The sequence below is a fragment of the Streptomyces sp. NPDC032822 genome, from assembly GCF_055578825.1.
Genome location: NZ_JBVIOL010000020.1, coordinates 54,477 through 77,735, shown reverse-complemented (window position 1 = coordinate 77,735; position 23,259 = coordinate 54,477). Strand labels below are relative to the sequence as shown.

The 23,259-nt window shown below is 70.2% G+C and carries 19 protein-coding genes; 11 read left to right on the top strand and 8 right to left on the bottom strand.

Annotated features, from left to right (window positions below):
• Nucleotides 1-309: 309 nt before the first annotated feature.
• From ACZ5VD_RS36950 to ACZ5VD_RS36925, 6 genes are all read right to left on the bottom strand, one after another.
• Nucleotides 310-1,227: an alpha/beta hydrolase gene (locus ACZ5VD_RS36950; RefSeq protein ID WP_468684857.1), complete on the bottom strand. Its 918-nt coding sequence runs from the start codon at nucleotides 1,225-1,227 to the stop codon at nucleotides 310-312.
• A gap of 17 nt (nucleotides 1,228-1,244) precedes the next feature.
• A complete protein-coding gene (locus ACZ5VD_RS36945; RefSeq protein WP_468684856.1) occupies nucleotides 1,245-1,523 on the bottom strand; it encodes a hypothetical protein in 279 nt (92 codons plus the stop codon).
• A gap of 98 nt (nucleotides 1,524-1,621) precedes the next feature.
• Complete coding sequence (locus ACZ5VD_RS36940) at nucleotides 1,622-2,212, bottom strand: TetR/AcrR family transcriptional regulator (RefSeq protein WP_468684912.1); 591 nt, start codon at nucleotides 2,210-2,212, stop codon at nucleotides 1,622-1,624.
• A gap of 352 nt (nucleotides 2,213-2,564) precedes the next feature.
• Nucleotides 2,565-3,380, bottom strand: coding sequence for an oxidoreductase (locus tag ACZ5VD_RS36935; protein ID WP_468684854.1), 816 nt, complete (start codon nucleotides 3,378-3,380; stop codon nucleotides 2,565-2,567).
• A gap of 529 nt (nucleotides 3,381-3,909) precedes the next feature.
• Nucleotides 3,910-5,022, bottom strand: a complete 1,113-nt coding sequence (locus ACZ5VD_RS36930; protein WP_468684853.1) for a sensor histidine kinase — start codon at nucleotides 5,020-5,022, stop codon at nucleotides 3,910-3,912.
• Nucleotides 5,015-5,710 carry a response regulator transcription factor gene (locus ACZ5VD_RS36925; RefSeq protein WP_468553454.1) on the bottom strand — a complete coding sequence of 232 codons (696 nt, stop codon included), beginning with the start codon at nucleotides 5,708-5,710 and terminating at the stop codon, nucleotides 5,015-5,017. The genes ACZ5VD_RS36930 and ACZ5VD_RS36925 overlap by 8 nt, the downstream gene beginning before the upstream one ends.
• Nucleotides 5,711-5,866: 156 nt before the next feature.
• On the opposite strand from ACZ5VD_RS36925, the gene ACZ5VD_RS36920 reads away from it, so the two are divergent.
• The 10 genes from ACZ5VD_RS36920 to ACZ5VD_RS36875 all read left to right on the top strand — a co-directional run bounded on the left by ACZ5VD_RS36920 (nucleotide 5,867) and on the right by ACZ5VD_RS36875 (nucleotide 19,698).
• Nucleotides 5,867-6,514, top strand: a complete 648-nt coding sequence (locus ACZ5VD_RS36920) for a M15 family metallopeptidase (RefSeq protein ID WP_468684851.1) — start codon at nucleotides 5,867-5,869, stop codon at nucleotides 6,512-6,514.
• Nucleotides 6,515-6,537: 23 nt separating this feature from the next.
• The gene (locus ACZ5VD_RS36915) at nucleotides 6,538-7,617 is read left to right on the top strand and encodes an endonuclease/exonuclease/phosphatase family protein (RefSeq protein ID WP_468684849.1); all 1,080 of its coding nucleotides are present in this window, start codon (nucleotides 6,538-6,540) and stop codon (nucleotides 7,615-7,617) included.
• 126 nt (nucleotides 7,618-7,743) lie between these two features.
• On the top strand, nucleotides 7,744-7,905 hold the full coding sequence (locus ACZ5VD_RS36910) for a hypothetical protein (protein ID WP_468684847.1): 162 nt from the start codon (nucleotides 7,744-7,746) through the stop codon (nucleotides 7,903-7,905).
• Between the two features lie 224 nt (nucleotides 7,906-8,129).
• On the top strand, nucleotides 8,130-8,948 hold the full coding sequence (locus tag ACZ5VD_RS36905) for an SCO2400 family protein (protein WP_468684845.1): 819 nt from the start codon (nucleotides 8,130-8,132) through the stop codon (nucleotides 8,946-8,948).
• Between the two features lie 321 nt (nucleotides 8,949-9,269).
• The gene (locus ACZ5VD_RS36900; protein ID WP_468684843.1) at nucleotides 9,270-9,788 is read left to right on the top strand and encodes a GNAT family N-acetyltransferase; all 519 of its coding nucleotides are present in this window, start codon (nucleotides 9,270-9,272) and stop codon (nucleotides 9,786-9,788) included.
• Between the two features lie 196 nt (nucleotides 9,789-9,984).
• On the top strand, nucleotides 9,985-13,353 hold the full coding sequence (locus tag ACZ5VD_RS36895) for a S8 family peptidase (RefSeq protein ID WP_468684842.1): 3,369 nt from the start codon (nucleotides 9,985-9,987) through the stop codon (nucleotides 13,351-13,353).
• 229 nt (nucleotides 13,354-13,582) lie between these two features.
• Entirely contained in the window at nucleotides 13,583-15,268 is a 1,686-nt protein-coding gene (locus tag ACZ5VD_RS36890) for a ribonuclease J (RefSeq protein WP_468553447.1), read from the top strand.
• A 112-nt stretch (nucleotides 15,269-15,380) separates the two neighbouring features.
• Complete coding sequence (locus tag ACZ5VD_RS36885) at nucleotides 15,381-16,109, top strand: polyamine aminopropyltransferase (RefSeq protein ID WP_468553446.1); 729 nt, start codon at nucleotides 15,381-15,383, stop codon at nucleotides 16,107-16,109.
• Nucleotides 16,110-16,350: 241 nt separating this feature from the next.
• Nucleotides 16,351-17,223 (top strand): alpha/beta fold hydrolase, encoded by an 873-nt coding sequence (locus tag ACZ5VD_RS36880; protein WP_468553445.1) that lies wholly within the window; start codon nucleotides 16,351-16,353, stop codon nucleotides 17,221-17,223.
• Between the two features lie 408 nt (nucleotides 17,224-17,631).
• Nucleotides 17,632-19,698, top strand: a complete 2,067-nt coding sequence (locus ACZ5VD_RS36875) for an eCIS core domain-containing protein (protein ID WP_468684841.1) — start codon at nucleotides 17,632-17,634, stop codon at nucleotides 19,696-19,698.
• Between the two features lie 157 nt (nucleotides 19,699-19,855).
• Here the strand turns inward: ACZ5VD_RS36875 and ACZ5VD_RS36870 are convergent, their stop codons facing one another.
• Both ACZ5VD_RS36870 and ACZ5VD_RS36865 read right to left on the bottom strand, forming a co-directional pair.
• Nucleotides 19,856-20,935 carry an alpha-hydroxy acid oxidase gene (locus ACZ5VD_RS36870; RefSeq protein WP_468553443.1) on the bottom strand — a complete coding sequence of 360 codons (1,080 nt, stop codon included), beginning with the start codon at nucleotides 20,933-20,935 and terminating at the stop codon, nucleotides 19,856-19,858.
• 169 nt (nucleotides 20,936-21,104) lie between these two features.
• Entirely contained in the window at nucleotides 21,105-21,995 is an 891-nt protein-coding gene (locus ACZ5VD_RS36865; protein WP_468553442.1) for a transcriptional regulator, read from the bottom strand.
• A 367-nt stretch (nucleotides 21,996-22,362) separates the two neighbouring features.
• Between ACZ5VD_RS36865 and ACZ5VD_RS36860 the strand changes: the two genes are divergently transcribed.
• Nucleotides 22,363-22,494: a hypothetical protein gene (locus ACZ5VD_RS36860; RefSeq protein ID WP_468553441.1), complete on the top strand. Its 132-nt coding sequence runs from the start codon at nucleotides 22,363-22,365 to the stop codon at nucleotides 22,492-22,494.
• Nucleotides 22,495-23,259: the final 765 nt, after the last annotated feature.

Sequence of the window (23,259 nt, the reverse complement as noted above, 5' to 3'; positions counted from 1 at the left end):
GACAGACCACCGGAGATGTGACTCCCGCCGCGTCGGCCAACGGTCACCCCCCGCCCGAAGGGCCCCTTTCCCTCCCCCACACCGGGAGAGCGACTCTTCCTCCTCCTCGGGAAGGCCGAATCCTCTACTCCCCCCTTGAGGAAGGACGCCTTCCCGACCCCGCAGGTAGGGGCACCCGACACCGGGTGCCCCTACCGTCGTGTGCGGGGCGCTCGGCACCGATGCCGGGCTCGGTCCCGGCGTGCGTCCACGTCCCGGTCCGGCAGGCGCACGGGTTTCGCGCCTGCCGGACCGGGACCGGTCTGTCGGTCAGATCTTCGTCTTCTCGCGGACCCAGGCGCCGATCTGCGCGATGGCGGCGTCGGTCTCCGGGATGCGGCCGGCGCCGTAGACGTAGGAGTGCTGGCCTCCGGGGACCACGACGGTCGTCGTGTCGATTCCGGCGTCCTTGACGCGGGCGGCGAACTCCTCGTCCTCACCGGCCAGGACCTCGTAGGTACCCCAGGAGACGAGGGTCGGGGGCAGGCCGCTCAGGTCCGCCCGGTTGAGGTTGATCCGGGTGTCCGTGAACTCGATGCCCGTGCCGCCGATCCAGGCATCCCGGAAGAAGGTCAGCAGATCCTTGCTGAGGATCTTGTCCGTCCCGGCGTTGGCCGTGATGGTCTCGTGAGCGATTTCGAGGTCGCACCAGGGGGAGATCGACACGATGGCGCCGGGCAGCGGCTGCTTGTCGTCCCGGAGGCGAAGGGCGAGGGCGACGGCGATGAACCCGCCGATCGAGTGGCCGATCGTGATGATGTTGCCCGGCTCATACCCTTCGGAGAGCAGCCAGTTGAAGGCCGCCTCCGCGTCGTCCACCTGCGCCGGGTACTTGTGTTCCGGCGCGCGCCGGAAGTCCAGGACCAGGACGGGGGCTCCTGCGGCCTTGGCGATATGGCCGGCGAGCTTTCGGTCGACGTGTGCCGAGGCCAGTACGGAGCCCCCGGCGTGCGTGTGCAGGAGGACGTGGTCCGCGTTGGCGTCGAGGGGTTCGCACCAGATTCCCAGCACGCCGCCCGCGTCCACCTCCCGATAGGTGACGCCTTCCGGCTCGCGGGCCGCGAGATGGACTTGCTCCGCCTGGATGCGCGCCGCCTCCAGCTCGGAGGGGGGATTCGCTCCTGTGGCCAGCCATTCCGCGAACTGGATTGCTTCCGGGCTCAGTTCGACTGCGGCGTGCTCGGACATGTGATGCCTCCATGGGGTCATTTGGGCATACCGGCCCGCCAGGACCGGTAGAGCCGGGACTGTTGTCGGGCGGTGCGGGTGGGGTGGTCGGTGTCGCCGGCCTCGCGGCCGCCGTAGGAGGTGGCGGGGCCGGGGTGTTCAGCGGAGCCGCGGTGCGTACGCGGGCGCGGTCGAGTAGGTCGAGGGCGCGCGTGTGCCGGGTTCAGCGCGTGGGTGTCGCGCTCCGCGATGTCGTCGAACGGGTTGCCGCGAGAGATCCGGACAACGGTGCGGCAGGCGCGCAACTCGTCTGCCACTGCGGCGGTGAACTCGACGGTGCCGCGGATGCGGTGGTCGAGGGGGCCGCCGAACCTGTTCGCCCAGGCCGGCCACGTGATCGATCCGCCGGGGGGTCTCAGTCGTGTTGCTCGGCATCCAGCAGTGCGAGGGCGTTGCGGATGCCTTGCTCGAGGAGTTGGTCGGAGAGTTGCCGGTCGGTCAGGGCCCGGGCGAGTTGCATCGTCCCGGCCATCATGCCGAGGAGGCTGAGTGACCTCAGACGCGCGGAGGGCGGATCGTGGGGTGCCAGGCGGGCGGCGAAGCCGTCGACGAGGACCAGCGCGCCCTCGGTGTACGCCTGTCGGGTGGGGTCCGTGGAGCGTCCGATCTCGTCGAGCAGGGCGGCGTTGGGGCAGCCGTCCTCGATGTTGTCGCGCTGCTCGGCGGAGAAGTACCAGCGCACGATCTGCTCAAGGCCGGCCCGGCCGGGCGCCGCCTGCGCGACGATGTCGGCGTGCTGTGCGCGCATCTGGTCGGCGACCGCGGTGGCGACGAGTTCGTCCTTGGACGCGAAGTAGGCGTAGAAGGTGCCGTTGGTCAGCCCCGCGTCCTTCATGAGCGTGGTGACTCCGGAGCCGTTGATGCCGTTGCGCTTGAGCCGGCGACCGGCCGTCTCGACGATCCGCTGCCTTGTCCGCTCTTTGTGTTCTTTCGGGTAGCGCACGATGTGTTCCTCCATCGCGGCCGGGGCTTGCGCTCCGGATACCGCCCTGGTCGTGTCAGTGTGCCGCGCCTGCGGGGAGGGCGGCGAAGTTGATCCTCCCGGTCTGGAAGGTTCGGGTCGTGGGGTCGGGACCCGCCGTCGTCGGTGTGCAGCCTGTCGCCGTGGACCGCCGTCGCGAAGGGCGAGGAGACGCCGTCCGCGCTGGTCAGGACGGAGTCGCCCGGTCCACCCAAGACGGGAACGGACCAGGTGAATCAACGGGTGACTGGTCAATGGGCTTGCGGCGCCATCGGAGCGGTCGGGCACATCGCAGATATCCGGGTGGAATCGGCGCCCTTGAGATGGGACCTGGAGGTCAGGCGGGCATGCGGTTGTTCTTGCGGATCTGCTTGTCGAACGCTCCCGCGGGGACGAGGCGGCGCGCCGTGGTGACGCGTGAGGCCAGCGGGCCGGCGGTGTAGCGCAGCTTCGGCTTCTTGTCGGTGGCCGCGGTGACGATCACCTGGGCGACGACGGCGGGGTCGTCGCCGTCCTTCATCGCGACCGCCATCACCTCGTCGAAGACGCGCCGTCGCTCCGCGTACAGGGGCAGCGGGGTGTCGGGCTGCACGGCGTTGGTGTCGAAGCTGGTCCTGGTATAGGCGGGCTGGACGAGCAGGACCCGGACCCCGTGCTCGCGGACCTCGTGGTCCAGTGACTCGGAGTAGCCCTCGATGGCGTGCTTCGAAGCGACGTAGAGGGCCATGAAGGGCTGGGGGGCGACCCCGAGGACGGACGAGATGTTGATGACGCGTCCGCCTCCCTGGGCGCGCATGTGCGGCAGGACGGCCTTCGTCATGCGGATGACACCGAGGACGTTGATGTTCAGGACGTTCTGGGCCTGGGTGACGGAGTTCTCCTCGACGGCGCCCGCCGAGCCGATGCCCGCGTTGTTGACCAGGACGTCGATGCGGCCGAACCGGTCGATCACCTCGGTGACCGCGGCGGTGGCCGAATCGTCACTGGCCACGTCGAGGTCGACGTACGTCACACCGGCGGGCGGGGTGAGTCCGGCGGTCTTGCGGCCGGTTCCGATCACCTCGAAGCCCGCCGCGACGAAGGCACGGGCCGTCTCCTTGCCGATCCCCGATGAGGCACCTGTCACCAGCGCCACCGGCCGAGTTGTTGTCATCACGAACTCCCTCATTCTTTGCATTACGTCCGTATGCCTTACGTTCGTACGACCATAGAGGGGTCGTCGACCGATGGCAAGTGGCCGCGCCCCGCAATCCGGGAAAGGTGGCGTGCGGCGCGGTGCAGGAGAGACCACGAGCGGGCGGCGAGCCGAGGCGACGGAACTGCCGACTGGCCTTACGCGCACAGCCCGGCATGGGTCCGCCTTGCGGCTTTCCCGCCCGGTACGCCTCGCCTGGCTACCGCGGCGGTGAACCGCGCGCTCCGGTCCTGCGCACAGCGCGAGAGACCGCTACCGCTGGGGACCGAAGAGGCGGCCTGTCGTGGCGGGCACCGCGAGACAGCCCCCTGCCCCCAGGAGCCTCAGGTCGAGGACCTCGGCACGCCGACGTACGCGATCGACCCTCCGAGGTCGCGCACGTACGCGAGGTCGACCCACGTTGGTACGACAGGGCGGAGCTGCAGGAACGGTGGCCCACCATGCCCCGTGGAACATGGGGGTGGCCGCGTATCGGTTCTCTGATTCCTCACCTGGCGGTGGGCGAGGCCGTCGCGGGGAGCTCCACAGTGATGCGGAGCCCGCCGGCAGGGCGCGGGGTGAGGGTGAGGGTTCCGTCGTGTGCCTGGGTGATGGTCTTGACGATGGCCAGGCCCAGGCCGACGCCCGCGTGGTCGGCGTGTACGCGTTCGGTGCCGCGCTGGAACGGTTCGGTGAGTGTCGAGGCCAGCTCCGGGGTGAGCGTCTCGCCGGTGTTCTCGACAGTGAGCAGCACGGTGTCGGGGCGGACGCCGGTGTGGACCCAGACGGTGCCGTGTCCGGGCAGGTTGTGGACGATCGCGTTCTGCACGAGGTTCGTGGTCAGTTGCAGCAGGAGCGCCGGTGATCCGCTCGTGGGGGTGATGTCACCGTTGGCCTTGAGGGTGACGCCGTGCTTTTCCGCGAGGGGGAGCAGTGTTTCGGTGGCTTCCTCGGCGATGAGGGACAGGTCGACGCTCTCTCGGGTGAAGGAGCGCTGGTTGGCGCGGCTGAGCAGGAGCAGTGCCTCGGTGAGGTCGATGGCTCGGGTGTTGACGGCGTGGAGGCGGTCGACGAGTTCGCCGGTGTCGTGGTTCGGGTCACTGCGGGCCACGTCGAGAAGTGCCTTCGAGATGGCCAGCGGAGTGCGCAGCTCGTGGGAGGCGTTGGCTGCGAATCTCCGCTGTTCGGCGACGTGCGCTTCGAGCTGCGCGAGCATCGTGTCGAAGGCGTCGGCGAGTTCGCGGAACTCGTCCTTGCGGCCGGGCAGCCGGATGCGGTGGAAGAGGGATCCGTTGGTGGCCATGCGAGTGGCGTGTGTGATGCGGGTCAGGGGGGCGAGCATGCGGCCGGCGAGGATCCACCCTCCGCCGAGGCCGAACACCAACAGGAACGCCATCACTGCCGCTGCCCTCGGCGCGAAAATGTCCAGGAGGGCGGACCGGATGGGAAAAACACCGTTCGTGGGCCTGTCATCGGCGTTGATGAGCATCGCACGGTCGGGGACATAGCGGAGGAGGAACACCCACACGGCCGCGAGCAGCAGGACGCCGGCCACCATCAGGAACCCGGCGTAGCTGAGGGTGAGTTTGAGGCGCACGCTCACCCCAGGTGGCCTATCCACGCTCGTCTCCCTCGTGTCCGCCGGCTGGTTGCGTGTCGATGCGGTAGCCGACACCCGCCACGGTGGCGATGATCCAGGGTTCGCCGAGACGCTTGCGCAGTGCCGAGACGGTGATGCGCACGGCGTTGGTGAACGGGTCGGCGTTCGCATCCCACGCCCGTTCCAGGAGCTCTTCGGCGCTGACGACACCGCCTTCGGCGGCGACGAGGACTTCGAGCACGGCGAACTGCTTCCTCGTCAGCGCGACATAGCGGCCGTCCCGGTAGACCTCCCTGCGGAACGGGTCCAGCCGCAGACCCGCGATCTCCCACACCGGCGGTCGGTTGTGGGCGCGCCTGCGGTCGAGCGCTCTGAGCCTGAGCGCGAGTTCCTGGAGTTCGAAAGGCTTCGTGAGGTAGTCGTCGGCGCCGAGTTCGAACCCGGTGGCCTTGTCGTCGAGCCGGTCGGCCGCGGTGAGCATGAGGATCGGCATGCCGCTGCCGGAGGCGACGATACGTTTGGCGATCTCGTCACCGGAGGGGCCGGGGATGTCGCGGTCGAGGACGGCGATGTCGTAGGTGTTGATGCTCAGCAGTTCCAGGGCGGTGTCGCCGTCACCTGCGATGTCACCCGCTATCGCTTCCAGGCGCAGGCCATCGCGGATGGCTTCTGCCAGATAGGGCTCGTCCTCGACGACCAGAACACGCATGGTCTCGATGCTACGAGCCGGCGCATATCGTCGGCGTATCGAAAATCCCATACCCGCCGGCAACACCGCGCTGCCTTGACTGGCGGTATGACTCCGATCCCGCCATCCGTACGAACACCGCGCCGCCGGATTCGACGGCTCCTTGTCGTCGGCCTGATGGTCGTCGCGGCAGTGATCACCGCGGTCCTGGGCCACCAGGCGCGGGATGCATCGTCTTCCTCCTCGTTCCCGGCCGCATCGCCCTCGGATCACCCGGCTCCATCACCGTCGGATTCCCCGGTCGCCCCGCCCTCGTTCTCCTCGGACCTCCCGCCCCCGAAGACTCCTCGCGGTGAGCCCCGTGGTGCGCTGGCCGAGGCCGACGGGTCCGTCCCCAACGGCACGACGGTCTTCGACGACGAGATCCCGGCGGTGGCCAACCTCGAACCGGGGTTGCTCAAAGCCCTCCGACAGGCCGCGAAGGCTGCCGCGGGCGACGGACTCGCCCTCTACGTCACCAGTGGCCGGCGTTCCCCCGCATACCAGGACCGGCTTCTTCGCAAGGCGGTCTCCCAGTACGGCTCCGAAGCCGAGGCCGCCCGGTGGGTGGCCACCGCGAAGACGTCTCCTCATGTGTCGGGACAGGCCGTCGACATCGGGCGTTTCGATGCGACGGCGTGGCTGTCCGAACACGGCGCCGACCACGGGCTCTGTCAGATCTACCGGAACGAACCCTGGCACTACGAGTTGCGCCCCCAAGCGATCGATCACGGCTGCCCGCGGCGGTATGCCGACCCCACCCAGGACCCGAGGATGCAAGAGTGACCGGCAGTGAGCAAGGACGGACGATGGTGCAGGTCGACACGGCGGAGCCGGTCGGACAGGAGGACGCCGGCCGCCAGGACGCCGGCTCCGGTACCTGGCTCGCGGGCATCCGCGGGGTCATCCGTATCGGCTGCCGGCCGGGACCCTGGAAGCGCGGCCCGGTGCTCACGGCGCTGGCGCTGCTGCTCGGCCTGCTCATGCTGCTGCACCCGCAGATCACGGACCGCGGGGGCCTGGGCAGCCTGGTGGAGACCTTCCTGCCGTGGTTCGGCCTGTTCGTGCCGGTGCTGCTGGCCGGGGCGCTGTGGCGCCGCTCCGCCGCCGCGGTGGTCGCGCTGCTGCTGCCGGTCGTGGTGTGGCTGAGTCTCTTCGGCGGACTGCTCATCGACAAGTCCCACTCGGGCGGCGACCTCACCGTCGTCGGCCACAACGTCGACGCCGCCAACCCCGACCCGACGGGCACGGCCCGCGACCTGGCCACCTCCGGCGCGGACGTGCTGGCCCTGGAGGAGATCACCTCGCAGGCGAAGCCCCTGTACGAGAGAGAGCTGGCGAACGCGTATCCCTACCACACGGTGCAGGGCACGGTAGGGCTGTGGAGCAAGCTGCCGCTGTCGGACACCCGGGCGGTCGACACCGAGATGGACTACGGGCCGCTGGGGGATGCCAAGCCGGTCGAGATCAAGATGACCTACAACCGGGCGCTGCGCACCACTGTGGCCACGGATCAGGGTCCGCTGGCGGTGTATGTGGCCCACCTGGGGTCCGTGCGGGTGTTTCCCGGGAACGGCTTCGCGACGGGCGATCGGGACCGTGGCGCGCAGGCGCTCGCCAAGGCCATCGCCGCCGAGCACAACGAGCGGGTGGTGCTGCTCGGCGACCTGAACGGCACCATGGACGACCGTGCGTTCGCCGCCATCACCTCGCACCTGCGCTCGGCCCAGGACTCGGCCGGGGACGGCTTCGGGTTCAGCTGGCCGGCGAAGTTCCCGGTGGCGCGGATCGACCAGATCCTGGTCCGGGGCGTGGAGCCGGAGAACTCGTGGGTACTGCCTGCCACCGGCAGCGATCACCTGCCGGTGGCAGCCGGAATCAGCTGGTGAGCACCGTGTGAATCCGCCGGATCCCTCCCGCGCCTCCCCACCGGCGCGGCCGGCGAGCACCTTGGTGGCAGCGGTGGACTTGCCGAGGACCTGGCCGACCTCACCGAACGACGCCGCGAGCAGGCCGTGGAGCACGAACGCCGGCCGCTCGCTCGGCCCGAGCGGCTCCAGGACGACGACGAGCGCGAGCCCGACCGAGTCGGCGAGCACCGCGTCGTCCACGGGATCAGGCCTGCCGTCGCGCGTCACCACGAGTTCGGACAACCGGTCGCGGACCGGCCGGAGTGAACTCACCACGGCTGCACCGCAGTTGAGCAGCACCTACCGAGCCGAGAAGCGGGCCAATGCCGTGCACGCCATGGAAACGGCGTGTGGATGTGTCCTCCGGTGATCACGCTCCGGACAGATCTGCGCAGAAGTGCCACACAGGCTGCACACACCCTTTCGAAAGCCTCGCTATCTTTTCTCGCGGCTCGCTCGCCCGTACGAAACTGAACACAGGAAGACCGTAGATGGACTACTGCTCCACGTGCCGTCGGCATCTCAACGGCGCCCTGATGTGCCCCGGGTGCGGCGTCTACGCGCCGGACATCGCTCCCCTCGCCGACGAAACGGCCGCAGCGGCATGGCCGGCACCGTCCGACCTGTGGCACGACACGGAACCCGTCGCGGAAGCCGGTGCGGAGGAGATCGGCGAGGCACCGCAGGAGCACCCGTACGACAGCCCGGACTCCCCCGCGCCCTCGGGCCGGGCGGCGCGGCGTCGCCAGCGGGAACGCTGGAAGAAGACCCAGCGCAGGGCGCTGGTGGCCACCGCGGTCGCCCTGGTCGGCGGCGGCCTGACCGTCGCCTCGATGAGCCGACAGTCCACGGATCGCACGCAGGCGGCATCCGCGCCCGACAACAGGGCCATGGGGATCGCGGAGGAACAGGCCACGGAGCCCACCCCGGCCTCGTCGACACCGACCGGGACGCACGCGTCCCGGCACAGGTCGCCCGCCACCCACTCCGCCACGACGAACGCGCCGCACGAGCAGGCCGCCGACGCACCCCGGGCCACGCCGGCGACCAAGGCGATACGGCGGACCGACGTCACGACGCCCCTGACGGCGGCGACGCCCTCTGCCGAGTCTCAGGCCGCCTCCACGGTGTCCGAGGCCACGGACACCGCCACCGAAACGACAGCCTCGGCGACGCCCACGCCCTCGGCCACACCCGGCACCGGTGCCAGCGGCGAGGACACCTCGTCGCCGACCACGTCACCGTCCGACTCCTCGTCCGACTCCTCGCCCTCGGGCCTCTGCGTGCTCGGGCTGGTCTGCATCAGCTGATTTTCGAGCGCCTCGGCGGGCCCCGTGTCGTCTCCGGGCCCACCGAGGCGCGCCACGCCAGCGAGCAACTCGCCTATCAAGGTGTCAAGTTGGTCTTGTCGGCGTCCAGGGCGGCCCCATCCATCTGCCGGGACCGGGCGTTGGTTCGCTCCTCTCCGCCCGCCGAGGTGCTTCCCTACGGCGATTGCCGAGTGAGTGTGTCCTTGCGATCGGTCAGTGCCGGCCTCTCATGGTCTGCGCGCCGTCACGCAACGACTCGGGCAGGTCCGCGCAGCCTCACCCGGTGCTGGGCGGCACTCCCCCGTACGTAATACTCTGCGGATGAATCGGAGTATTACTGACCGGGTCGGATCGGTCTCGGTCCGGCGGGCCGCCGCGCGGGACGCCAAACGGCTCACGCGGCTCGTGCGCGGCTCAAGCGCCTACGAGGGGCAGTACGCGGCCATGGTCGCGGGCTACCGTGTCGGTCCGGACTACATCGAGGCCCACCGAGTCTTCGTAGCCGTAGCGGCCGACGGGCACGAGGGCCACGTACTCGGGTTCTACTCGCTCATCCTCGTCCCGCCGGAACTCGACCTCCTCTTCGTCGCCGACCAGGCGCAGGGACGTGGCATCGGACGGCTGCTCGTCGCGCACATGAAGTCCCAGGCGCGGGCGGCCGGGCTCGATCGCGTCCAGGTCGTGTCGCATCCCCCCGCCGAGGGCTTCTACCGCAGTGTGGGCGCGGTGCTCACGGGGACAGTGGCCGCGAACCCGCCCGCCGTGATGTGGGACCGGCCCGAGCTGGAGTTCTCCCTCGCCGTGGACGACACCTGTCCCGTCGCCGGGCCGCCGCGCTGACACGACGTCGGGCCCGGCCGCGTGTGGTGGCCGGCGCGGGCCGGTGCCGCCTGTCGGCCACTCGTCAGTTCCAGGTCCTTCGGTTCGACTGCCTGTCCCTCTCCACCAATTGGTGAGTGCCGCCGAGAACCGGGCGCCTCCCCTCCGCGTGATACCGGAGAACGCTTTGGCATGCACACGAGACGGGGGAACGCGAATGGGATCCACAGTACGCGCGAGAACGGCGGCTCTGGCCGCCATGGTGGCCGGGGCGCTGGTCGCGGGCGCGGTGTCGGGCGGCGGTCAGTCGGCCCAGGCCGCCGACTCCGCCACGCAGGAGGGGACGAAGGTCTCGGCGAAGGCCAAGGCGAAGCCGCCGGCGACCGTGACGCTGATCACCGGTGACCGGGTGGACGTCGGCGCCGACGGTCAGGTGGTGCGGCTCGTGCGCGGCGAGGGCCGCGGGGGGATCGGCTTCTCGGTGCGGCGCGAGGCCGGTCACACGTACGTCGTCCCGCAGGACGCCCTGCGCCCGGTCGCCGACGGCGTGCTCGACCGGCAGCTCTTCGACGTCGCGCAGCTGGTCAGGGACGGCTACGACGACGCGCACCGGACCACGCTGCCGCTGATCGTCGGCTACCGGCAGGACGGCGCCGAAGCAGGGGCCCGCAGCGCCGCCCGCGACCCGTTCGCGGGCGACATCGTCCGGAAGCGTCGTGCGCTGCCCGCGGTCGGCGGTGAGGCCTTCGAGGCACCCAAGGCCGGTGCCCCGGCCTTGTGGGCGGCCGTCACCGGCGCCTCCTCGGCCCGTACGGCGGGCGGTACGGCCGCTCCCACGCGGCCCGTCGCCCATGTCTGGCTGGACGCGAAGGTGCGGGCCACCCTGGCCGAGAGTGTGCCGCAGATCGGTGCGCCCGCCATGTGGGAGTCGGGCTTTACCGGCAAGGGCATCAAGGTGGCGGTCCTGGACACGGGCGTGGACCAGACCCACCCGGACCTCAAGGGCGTCGAGACAGCGGAGAAGAACTTCAGCACGTCCCCCGACGCCAAGGACCGCTTCGGGCACGGTACGCACGTGGCCTCCATCCTCGCCGGGAGCGGTGCGAAGTCAGGCGGACGCTTCAAGGGCGTGGCGCCCGGCGTGAAGCTGCTGGACGGCAAGGTCCTCGGTGATGACGGCTTCGGACACCGCTCGGGCATCGTCGCCGGTATGCAGTGGGCCGTCGACCAGGGCGCGCAGGTCGTCAACATGAGCCTGGGCTCCCCCGACGCACCGGGTGTCGACCCGATGGAGGCGGCCGTCGCCCGGCTTTCGGACAAGGCCCTGTTCGTGATCGCCGCGGGCAACGACGGCGACGGGCCCCGCACGCTCGGGACGCCCGGCAGCGCCCCTGAGGCGCTCACCGTCGGCGCCGTGGACAAGCAGGACCAGATCGCCGACTTCTCCAGCCGCGGCCCGAACCTCGACGGCACACCCAAGCCGGACATCACCGGCCCCGGCGTGGACATCACCGCCGCCCTGACCACGCAGAGCGAGCCTCCGTCGGGCGAGGACTACGTGCCGCTCTCCGGCACGTCGATGGCCTCCCCGCACGTCGCGGGCGCCGCCGCCCTGGTGCTCCAGCAGCACCCGGACTGGAGCGGAGCCCGGCTGAAGGCGCTCCTGACCGGTTCGGCCAAGCCCAACCCGCGGCTCAACGCCCACCAGCAGGGCGCGGGCCGGGTGGATCTGGCGCGCGCCGCCACGGCCCTGGTCGTCTCCGAGCCCGGCTCTCTCGGCTTCGGCACACACGCCTGGCCGCACGCCGACGACAAGCCGGCCGGCAAGACCCTCACCTACCGCAACTACGGCACCCAGGCCGTCACCCTGAAGCTGAGTGCCTCCGGCGTCGGTCCGTCGGGCGACCCCGCCCCGGCCGGCATGTTCACCGTCAAGGACGCCCAGCTGACCGTTCCGGCCGGCGGCACGGCGACGACCACCGTCACCGCCGACACCCGCAAGGGCGCCGCCGACGGCATGTTCGGCGGCACCGTGCTGGCGTCGGGGGACGGCCAGCAGGTGCGCACCGGTCTGGTGGTCGAGCGGGAGGTGGAGTCGTACGACGTCACGGTGCGGCACATCGACGCCGACGGGGCGAGCCCGGCCGCGTACTCGACGACGATCAGAACCGTGGGCGGGGTCGGCGAGTCCGTCGAGCTCCCGTTCAGCGCGAACGGCACGGTGGTCCAGCGGATGCCCAAGGGGTCCTACCAGCTGGACAGTCTGGTCTTCGCCCAGGACAACGAGCTGGGCTTCTTCGTCCAGCCGGTGCTGGAGGTGACCAAGGATGTCAAGGTCACCCTCGACTCCCGCAAGGCCAAGCCGTTCGCCGTGAAGGCCCCGGATCCGGCCGCCAAGCTCGTCACCTCCAGGGTGGGCTACTACGACGACGCCGTGGGCTTGGCCAACTCCTGGTCCACCAGCGGGGTGCCGCCGATCCGCACCGCCGCCCTCGGCCCGGCATCGGCCACGATGCGGGCCCAGTTCAACGGGGTGTGGAAGACGCCCGGCGCGGCCGGCAAGAACGTCGACTACCGGCTCGCCTTCAACCGCAAGGGGAGCTTCTTCACCGGCCTGACCCGCACCGTCACCCGGGCCGAGGTCGCCGAGGTGAAGCTCGGCTTCGGCGCCTCCGTCACCGGAGCCAAGGGCCTGGTCCACATCACGCCACTGGACGAGCTCGGGAGCGGCGTCGGAATCCAGGAACCGCAGGAGCAGAGCCTGCCGCGGAGCACCACGCACTACCTCAGCACGGCCGGCGTGCGCTGGTCCTGGACCGCCTCGCAGCTCAACGCCGACAGCGAGGTACGCATGATCTACACGAAGGACAAGGTGACCTACAAGCCGGGCTCCAGCCACACGCTGAAGTTCAACACCGGTGTGGTCGGCCCCGATCTCGCCGCGGGGGGCGCGCAGGAGGAGCAGGGGGCCAGGCGGAACGGCGACTACATCGACGCCAGGATCCCGCTGTTCAACGACGGCGGCGGCAACCTGGGGTCCTCGATCGTCACCGGCGGCTTCGCCCGGCTGGAATCGGGCGGGCGGATCCTGGCCGAGGGCTCGGCCACGGACTGGCTGAGCGCCGAGGTTCCCGCCGCCACCGCCGCGTACCGTCTCACGGTCGAGGCGAGCCGCTCCACCAAGGACACCTCCACCAGTACGAAGGTGGCAGGGGTGTGGACGTTCAGCTCGGCCCGGCCGACATCGGACAACACGGTCAAGCTCCCGCTGTCGACGGTGCGGCTCGCGCCGAAGCTGACCCTGCACGGGACGGCTCCGGCAGGCGGCACGCTCAAGGTGCCGCTGAAGCTGAGCGGCAAGGCCGCCGCGGCCGGGCAGGTCGCCGCACTGACCGTGAAGGTCTCCTACGACGGCGGCCGGACCTGGAAGGCGCTCACCGTGACGACCGACGCGAAGGGTGCGCGCTCGGTGAGCGTGAAGCACCCGGCGACCGCCAAGGCCACGTCCTTCCGGGTGGACCTGAAGGACAAAAGCGGCAACACCGTGCGCGAGACGATCACGAACGCATACCGGCTCGCTCCCTGAGGTGACCCCACCCCGGTGACCGCAGCCCGGCACCGGTGAACCCTCCGTCCTGGTCCCCGCACCCGCGGGGACCAGGACGGACCCCGTCGATCCGGTGGTGGACGCCACCGTTCACGCCGCTCTTCGCCCGCCCTGTGCGACGGCCGCGGCGCCCGTGCCTGGCACCGCGCCGCGCGTCGACCGTGCAGGCAGTGGATCACCCCGGCGGACCTTTCGGTAACGTCAGGGTATGAGCCATCCGCACCCAGAACTCAAAGCCGCCCCACCACTGCCCCAAGGAGGGCTGAGGATCACCGCCCTGGGCGGTCTGGGCGAAATCGGCCGCAACATGACCGTCTTCGAGCATGCCGGCAAGCTGCTCATCGTGGACTGCGGTGTCCTGTTCCCGGAGGAGAACCAGCCGGGCGTCGACGTGATCCTGCCCGACTTCACCTCGATCCGGGACCGTCTCGACGACATCGTCGCCGTCGTCCTCACCCACGGCCACGAAGACCACATCGGCGGCGTGCCCTACCTCCTCAGAGAGCGGGCGGACATTCCCGTCGTCGGCTCCAAGCTCACCCTCGCCTTCCTGGAGGCCAAGCTCAAGGAGCACGGCATCCGGCCCCGCACCGTGCGTGTACGGGAGGGCGACCGGCGCAGCTTCGGCCCCTTCGACTGCGAGTTCGTGGCCGTCAACCACTCCATCCCGGACGGCCTCGCGGTGGCCCTGCGCACCGGAGCGGGCCTCGTGCTCCACACCGGCGACTTCAAGATGGACCAGTTCCCCCTCGATGACCGGATCACCGACCTGCGTGCCTTCGCCCGCCTCGGTGAGGAGGGCGTCGATCTGTTCCTCACCGACTCCACCAACGCCGAGGTGCCCGGCTTCACCACCTCCGAACGCGAACTGAACCCCGCGATCGAACAGGTCCTGCGCACCGCACCGCGCCGCGTCATCGTCTCCAGCTTCGCCAGCCACGTGCACCGCATCCAGCAGGTCCTGGACGCCGCCCACCAGCACGGCCGCAAGGTGGCCTTCGTGGGCCGCTCCATGGTCCGCAACATGGGCATCGCCCGCGACCTGGGCTACCTCAAGGTGCCCAACGGTCTCGTCGTGCCCGCCAAGGAACTGGAGAAGCTCCCCGACCACCGGATCACCCTGGTGTGCACCGGTTCCCAGGGCGAGCCCATGGCCGCACTGTCCCGGATGGCCAACCGCGACCACGCGATCCGTATCGGCAAGGGCGACACCGTCCTGCTCGCCAGCTCCCTCATCCCCGGCAACGAGAACGCCATCTACCGGGTGATCAACGGTCTGACCCGGTGGGGCGCCAACGTCGTCCACAAGGGCAACGCCAAGGTGCACGTCTCCGGCCACGCCAGTGCCGGCGAACTCGTGTACTGCTACAACATCGTCAAGCCCCGCAACGTCATGCCCGTCCACGGCGAGTTCCGTCACCTGCGGGCCAACGCCGACCTCGCCATCCGTACCGGCGTCGACCCGGACCGGGTCGTCATCGCCGAGGACGGTGTCGTCGTCGACCTCGTCGACGGCCGCGCCTCCATCACCGGCAAGGTGCCCGCCGGGAACGTCTACGTGGACGGCACGGAAGTCGGCGGCGCGACAGAGGCGTCCCTCAAGGACCGGGTCACCCTCGCCCAGGAGGGCGTCATCACGGTCGTGGCCATCGTCGACGCCGACACCGGCGCCCTGGCCGAGGCCCCCGACTTCCTGGCCCGGGGCTTCGTCCACGACGACAGCACCTTCGAGTCGGTCATCCCCGTCATCGAGAAGACGCTCGCCTCCGCCGCCCAGGAGAGTGTCGGTGACGCCCGCCAGCTCGAACAGCTCATCGCCCGCGCCGTGGCCAACTGGGCCTTCAGGACCCACCGCCGCAGGCCGCTGATCATCCCCGTCATCATCGACGCCTGACCGGGCCCGCCGCCCCGGCCCCCCGCCCCAGGCCGGGGCGGGGCATGGGCCGCCACCCCCACCACGCCCACGACGGCGCCCATACATCCACGAACATCAGAACGGTGAACCGATGAGCCTGCGCTTCGAGGAGATCGACTGGCAGCCGACACCGATGGGGGACATCAGTCTGCGCCGACGCCGCCACCCGGTCTCCGGAGAAGACGTGTACGAGGTGAAGCTCGGCGACGAGTTCCTGATGTCCAGCCTTTTCACCGCCGGCGAGATCGCGCTCACGGAACTCGGACTCGCGGCACTGCCGAACCCCGAACTGGACGTCGCTGTCGGTGGACTCGGGCTCGGCTACACCGCCCAGGCGGCCCTGGACGATCCGCGGGTGCGCTCGCTGACCGTGATCGACGCGCTCGCCGAGGTCATCGACTGGCACCAGCGACACCTGGTGCCGCTCGGGGCCCGGCTGACCGAGGACGCCCGCTGCCGTCTGGTGCACGGCGACTTCTTCGCACTGGCCGCCGGTTCGCACGGCTTCGACCCCCAGGAGCCGGGCCGCCGCTTCCACGCCATCCTCCTGGACGTCGACCACTCACCGCGCCATGTGCTCCATCCCCGGCACGCGGCGCTCTACCAGAGCGCCGGGCTCCGCGCTCTCGCCGAACACCTCCACCCCGGCGGGGTGTTCGCCCTGTGGTCGAACGATCCGCCGGACGAGCAGTTCACCGCCACGCTCACCGAGGTCTTCGCCCGGGCAGTCGCCCATGTCGTCGACTTCGACAACCCCCTGCAAGGCGGTACCTCCACCAACACCGTCTATGTGGCCGCCACGGCACCGGACACACCGTAGGACGACGGCACCCCGGCCGGATCCGGCGATACACGGCCGCTCACGCACGTCTGAGGGCACCAAGCCGCGAGCGCGAAACACCAGCGGCCCGCCCTCCGCCAGAGGGCGGGCCCGCGCCAGAACGACACTGTTGGCGAATGCCGTCTGTCCTGATCCGGTCGGGCAGTTGTTTCCACGGCACCCGCGGGCAGGAGCAAGGCTGTGCTGGGACGGTGTTTCCACGACGGCGGAGGTTCGGGTCTTGTTCGAGGACTTTGAGGCCATACAGGTTCAGGTCGATGAAGCATCGATCTTCGTTCGCTACGGCGGGGAGGGGCCGCCGGTAGTGCTGCTGCACGGCTACCCCCGGACATCCGCGACCTGGCATGGTGTCGCCCCGCTCCTGGTCCGGCGCGGTTTCACCGTGGTCTGTCCCGATCTCCGCGGTTACGGCCGTTCCACCGGCCCGGCGCCTACCGCGGATCACGCCGGGTACTCCAAGCGGGCCGTCGCCGGTGACGTGGTCGAGGTGATGCGCGCCCTCGGCCATGTCCGCTTCGCACTTGCCGGGCACGACCGCGGAGGCCGTGCCGCGCTCCGTCTCGCGCTCGACCATCCCGACACGGTCTCGCGGGTGGCGCTGCTCGACTGTCTGCCCGTCACCGAGCACCTGTCCCGCATCACGGCCGAGTTCGCCACGCAGTGGTGGCACTGGTTCTTCTTCGCCCAGCCGGACATCCCCGAGCGGGTGATCAACGCCGATCCGGACAGTTGGTACCGCGGTGATCCGCAGAGCATGGGACAGGAGAACTACGAGGAGTGGCGCGCTGCTACGAGGAATCCCGACGTGGTGCGGGCGATGCTGGAGGACTACCGGGCCGGCCTCACCCTCGACCGACGGCATGAGGAGGACGACCGCGCCGCCGGGGCACGGATCCGGTGCCCGGCGCTGATGCTGTGGTCGCTCCGGGACGACCTTGAGGACCTCTACGGGGACCCGTTGAAGATCTGGCGGCAGTGGGCACCGGACGTACGGGGCCATGGCATCGACTCCGGGCACCACATGGCCGAGGAGGCTCCAGAGGCGCTCGCGTCCTCCCTTGCGGACTTCTTCGCCGGAGGACCGGCTGACTGAAGTACCCCGTGCACGAGCTTCACCCAGCGGGTCACAGAGCTGCCGGAGGGGAGCGGATGCACTGCTTTTGTGCCGTTGAACGCGAGGGCGGCGATCGGCACCTTCACCAGCAGCACCTGCCGCGGCGCGAACGCGAGCACGAAGCCGCCTGCCGTGGGGCCGAACCGGAGTCCTACCAGGCCCACCGATACCGCGTAGGCGCGCGTGACCTCTGCTCCGTCAACCGGTGTCCATGCCCCGCAGACAGCCCACGTCTTCACCTCCAGCGCGCCGGCACTGCATCTGGCCTGGCGAACACATCGCGGTCAGGAACAACTCTGCCCCCGGCTCTGCCCCTTCGGACTCCCCAACTCCCGGTGTCGGTCGGGTAAGAGAGAAGGGCCCTCGTCGAACGAAGGGGAACGGCCCATGCGTATCCAGGCAGAGAACCGCGAGAGCGCCGACCGCGTCCGCGCACGCCCCGCGTCCCGGCCGACCGCGGCCCTGCCCCCGCTCATCGCTCTCCAACAGGCCGCCGGCAACGCTGCGACGGCCCGCGCCATCCAGCGGGCACGGGACGACGATCAGCGCCCCGAAGAGCAGCGGAGCGGGCCCCAGGGACGCGCCACCGGGGAGGCCGCGCCGGTCCAGCGGCGGTCATCGGTGTTCGACGCCGTCGGCTCCCCCGGCCTTCCACTGGAGCCCCGCATCCTGCAACGGGCCGAGCAGGCCTACAGCATGGACTTCGGCCACGTGCGCGTGCACAGCGGCCCCGTCGCCCAGCGCTCGGCCGAGGAACTCGGAGCCCTGGCCTACACCACCGGCTCCCACATCGTGCTCGGCGGGAACCGCGTCAGCGACGAGGTGATGTACGAAGAGGTCGACCACGTGCGCCAGCAGGCCCTGGGGCCGGTGCCCGGCACGCCCACCGGCGGGGGCGAGAAGGTCTCCCACCCGGACGACCCGTTCGAACGAAGCGCCGGCTCCAACGGCCGCAAGCTGGCCCGCGGCGGTGCCCCCGACCTCGCGCTGCCCGGGTCCGCCGTAGCCGGCAGGGCGGTGCAGCGCAGCGTGCAGGGGGACGTCCCCGTCCAGCGGGCGGATCGTGCCGCCCCCGAGGCCACGAGCGCGACCCCGACCACGGCCTCGCCCGGGGCCGTGCCCCGGCTGGCGCGGCTCCTCATCGGCACGGAGCAGGAGATCACCAACAAGGCCGTGCGGGAAGCCCTCCACCGGCGGGTGCGCGGTGGCCCGCGGTTCACGGACGAGGAGCTCCAGGCGATCGAGGCAGTGGCGTCCGTGGACCCCAAGTGGCTGAAGACCGTGGGCATCTGCACCCACGCCGAAGCGGAGGCCTACATCAAGGCGGGCGATTTCCACAACTGGCTCCAGCAGCCAGAGGGCAAACGCCTGCTCGTGGCCACACTGCGGTGGCAGCAGAACGTCGAGGATCGCGCCGAGGAGAAAGCGCCGACCAAGCCCACCCGGTCGGACTACCAGCTCGGCCGCCACATGGCCATGCACGCCGCCGAGACCCCGGACTCCGAAAAGGAACAGCTCACCGGGGAGCGGAACGAGCAGATCTTCCAGACATTCGTCCAGACCCTCCTCCCTCCCGGTATCAGCGACGACGTACCGGATGCCGGCAAGCACCGCCAACGGGTCGAACGCGGCACCGAGTTGCTGACCAAGATCTTCCTGATCCTGAAGGACGGACTGAAGGTCTTCAACCCGGAGGAGCGTGTTCACGAGGACTTCGAGGACGACGTCGCCCACGCCCTGGCCTACGGCGGACGCGTCAACATCCGCATTCCGCAACTGGCCGACGGCCAGCACGGCTACGAGCTGCCCCAGTGGCTCCACATCACCAAGGAAGACCGCAAGCCCTGGGAGCCCAAGTCGACGCCCGCCAAGCCGGTGTACCGGCGTGGATTCGCCACCCATCACATGGAGATCGGCGACAACCAGGCGGACGGGACGCGGGGCGACTTCGTGGAGAAGGGCGAATTCGGAGCCACCGTGCAGAACTGGCTCGATCCCCACAGCCACCTCTACGGTCTGCCCGCAGCCGTCGGAGGCATGGGAAACAAGGACTTCCACGGCGACACCATCCTCCCGAACGAGTCGTACGGCCACGTGTTCATGGGCTACAAGCCCCCGACCCGCAAGCGCGACGGGGCACTGCAGGTCGGTATCGAGACCGCCGGGCCAGGGGGCAGGACCCCCGATGGCTACCAACACGGTGTGACGAGCAGTGAGAAGAACAACAATCCCGTGAGCCAGTTCGGCGGCCACAAGGACGACAAGATCGGCGCCAAAGCCCCCCTCAGTTCCAACCAGCGTCTTGTCGACCTGCAAGGGTTCGGCGACTGGGTACAGAAACTCAAGGACCTGGAGAAGGCCTGGAAGACCGAACTGGCCAAGGCGGAGGCACCCGAGGAACGTGCGGCCTTGTACAGGGACCTGATCGGCAAGCGCAGCAGCACCGGTGCGTGACCCGCAGGCGGGCCAGGACAGGGGTGCGTTCGATGGTCCGGTGCTGACCTGGCGTGGCCACGAAAGCGATGGGAGCCGGCACTGTACGGTCACCGCGCCTTCGCCGGATGCTGCGGGTGGTCCGTGGCGGCACGCCGCCGGTTTCGTTCCGGCGCTGTCACGGAGCGCGTACGAGGTCGGAGCCGATGTCTGTCACCGAGGCAGCACCGGTGAGGGCCATCGCGTCGGCCAGTTCCTCGGCGAGGATGGCGAACATCCGTGCCACGCCCCGCGCCTGGTCCGCCGCCAGGGCATGCAGCACGGGGCGGCCGAGCAGCGCCGCGTCGGCGCCCAACGCGAGGGCCGCCAGCACGTCCCTGCCGCGCCGCACTCCCCCGTCGACCAGTACCGGGCACGCGCCCGCGACTGCCGCCACGACGTCCGGCAGCACCTGGAGGGTCGCGGGGGCGCCGTCGAGCTGACGTCCCCCGTGGTTGGACACGACGATTCCGTCCGCACCCGCCTCGACGGCCCTTTGTGCGTCGCGTCCCGTGAGGATGCCCTTCAGGAGAACGGGGAGCGAGCTGACGGAACGCATCCAGGGGATGACCGACCAGTCGAGGGCGGGGTCGAACTCGGCCAGCGCGTGCCCGCTGGGCGAGGCGAAACCCTCGCCGTCGAGGTTCGCCGGCGCGATTCCGGCGGGCAGTCGGAAGTCATTGCGGAGGTCCCGCAGTCTCCGGCCCAGTCGGGGGGTGTCCACCGTGAGGACCAGCGCTTCGAAGCCGGCACGCTCGGTGCGCTGGATCAGCCTCTTCGTGGTCGCGCGGTCGCGGAAGCAGTACACCTGGAGCCAGAGCGGCGCCGTCGCGTTGGCGGCGATGTCCTCCACGGTGCGCCCGGCGAAGGTGCTCACCACCAAGGGGACACCGGCAGCTCCCGCGCCCTGTGCCGTGGCCACTTCGCCTTCCGGGTGAGCGAGGGTGTGGTACGCCGTGGGCGCCACGCCCGTCGGCACCGCCCAGGTCCGGCCAAGGATCCGGGTCTCGGTGACGGGCGGGCCCGCGCCGGTGAGGACGCGTGGGGACAGCTGGGTGCGGTCGTAGGCGCGGAGGTTCTCCCTCAGCGTCCGCTCTTCGCCGGCGCCGCCTTCGAGGAAGTCCCAGACCTCCGGGGAGAGCCGGTCCCGGGCGACATCGGCGAAGTCCTTGAGGGTGAGGGCCTCCGCTGCCGCCGCCCGGTGGACACCATCGTTCATCGGGCGGGCCGCCGATCGCGTGCCGCACCTCGGGGCTGCGCAGGTCGCGGCCGTACCGATCCGGTGTTCTCGGCCACGGCGTCCCTCCTTCGAGAGGGTCTGTCGCCGATGTCGGCGGACCGGCGGCAGCCTGCCGTGGCGCGGGCGCCCGGCCGGACGCGGCGAGGCTTCACAGGCGTCTGCCGCCGACCGCCGGGGCGGCCCCGCGCCAGGCGGTGGGGTGGCCGAAGTCCGGCGCGGGGGCAGGCGCCTCGTCGCCTTCGCTGTTCACCGTCGCGGGGCGGCGGGAGGACTGGATCTGCTCGTCGAGCCGCTGGGCGAATTCCATCCAGGTCTCCGCGTACTGGCGTGCGAGGAACACCACCAGGTCGCCGCAGTGCGGCGGTACGGCGGCGGTGAGTTCGGACCGCTGCCGCATGCCGATCGCGTTCTGCTGGAGCAGACGCAGCAGGTTCCTGCCCTCTTCGTTGTGGCGCAGCGACGGATCCCGCAGCAGCTTCTGCAGCACGGACATGGGGTCTCCGTCGACCGAGGCGGCCCTGCGCTCACTCCTCAGCGTCACCCGCACCGATGCGTCGGTCGCCGTCTCCGGGTCCGCAGGCCGCCCGCGTTCGATCACCGGAGCCTCGCCGATCTGGAGCCGCCGGCGAACGTCGCTCACCGTCGCCGGCGAGATCCCGGCCAGTCTCGCCACCTCGCGCAGCGATGCCTCTGGGCGCTCGGCGATCAGTTCGGCGGCCCGCCTGCGGCCCTCCTCGCTGTTGAGGGGGCGGACCTTGCCGTCCCGGCCGACTCGCGCGTGCAACTGCACCACGTCGCCGGACCGCAGACGGATCCCTGCGACCGTCTTCGCGCCCAGACCCGAGGCACGCGCAATGGCCCGGTCCGACATGTGCGGGTGCGACTTGATGATCTTTGCTGCGGCGGCCCGCCGGTCGGCCTGCGACAGCGGCAGGCCGTGTGTCACATTCGCCTCGACGGCACGCAGAAAGGCGTCGTCGTGGCTGCCGTCGAAGAATCTTACGCGGATAGTCTCCTGGCCCCGTAGAAATGCGGCCATGAGTCGATGTACTCCGTCGATCACACGCATGGTGCGCCGGTCGACCAGAATGGGAGGCAGTGGTCCTTCGACTTCGGCCAGACGTGCCACGTGTTCCGCGTCGGGTCCCGTGGAACGCGGTGACTTGCCAGGCAGTAAGGTGGATATGGAGATTTCCTCCTGTCCCTGCTTACTCTCTTCCTCACCACTCGGCGGGGCGGCCGACCGGAAAACGGGTTCAGTTCTTACGGGTTCACTGTCCACAGGCTCGCGGGAAACAATGGCTGACTGATTCACTCAGATCTCCCCGTTCAGTGACTGTTTGGACGACTCATGGCCTGCGGTGATGCCGTGCAGGCGGGTTCCGGTGGCCGGGTTCGTCGATCTTGTGACCCCCGGTCAACCGCCGCAGTCCTCGCACGAACAGCTCGCCGCGTTGGTCATGGAGTGGAAGCTTCTGGTCTCCGCGCCGACGGTGGTGATTGCCGAACAGGTCCAGTGGTGCGCGGAGTTGGAGTGAGGGGACGGATGCGGTTCGCACCGCTCCTCCACGCCTCGGCCCCGTGACAGGAGGGGCGAGAGGCTCGCGCCGAAGTCGTTGCGGCAGCACACCGGGTGCAAGCCGGGACGGGCAAAGAGAGGTCCGGGCCGACGGCCGGAACGGGACGCCGGTCCGGGCGCGGTCGCCGGTCGCCATCCGGCTGCCCGCAGCGACAGAGACCGCCCGAGCGGCGTCGTGACCGTGGGAGATCAGACCCAACAGGCTCTCGATCCAAAGGACTTCCGGCCCCGGGTCACCGGACGCCGGCCACACCCTGTGGTGGACGTCTTCGAGCACACCTTCCTCACAAGGGCACCACACCGGGTGGTGACAACCACGGGATGCGAAGCGGCACCACGGGCAGCGGTCCGCCGACCGTCGGCCGGCCGACATCTGTCGATCACGCGTGCGGCCGAGACGACGGACACCCCGTCCGGTCTGCTCGTCTCCACCGGCGCCCCGGTCAGCGACGCTCCGGCCTCTCGTACCGTCCACGGTCCCGCGCAGGCCCTGCGCGGCGCCCGTGTTCCGCCGGACCTGACAGCCGTCGCGGCACGGGACCCACTCCCGCCCGTCATACCCGCCGGACTTCAACAACGTTGTCGCCCCATGTAGTTGTGCGGCGTCGTAGTCAACCCGCACACCGTGGAAGCGCCCTGGCTCAAGGCCGGGACACCGGCCGCATGGCTGCGGGACCGCAGGATGGTCGCGGCACCACAGAGCTTCTCGGGATCCCGGAGGGCC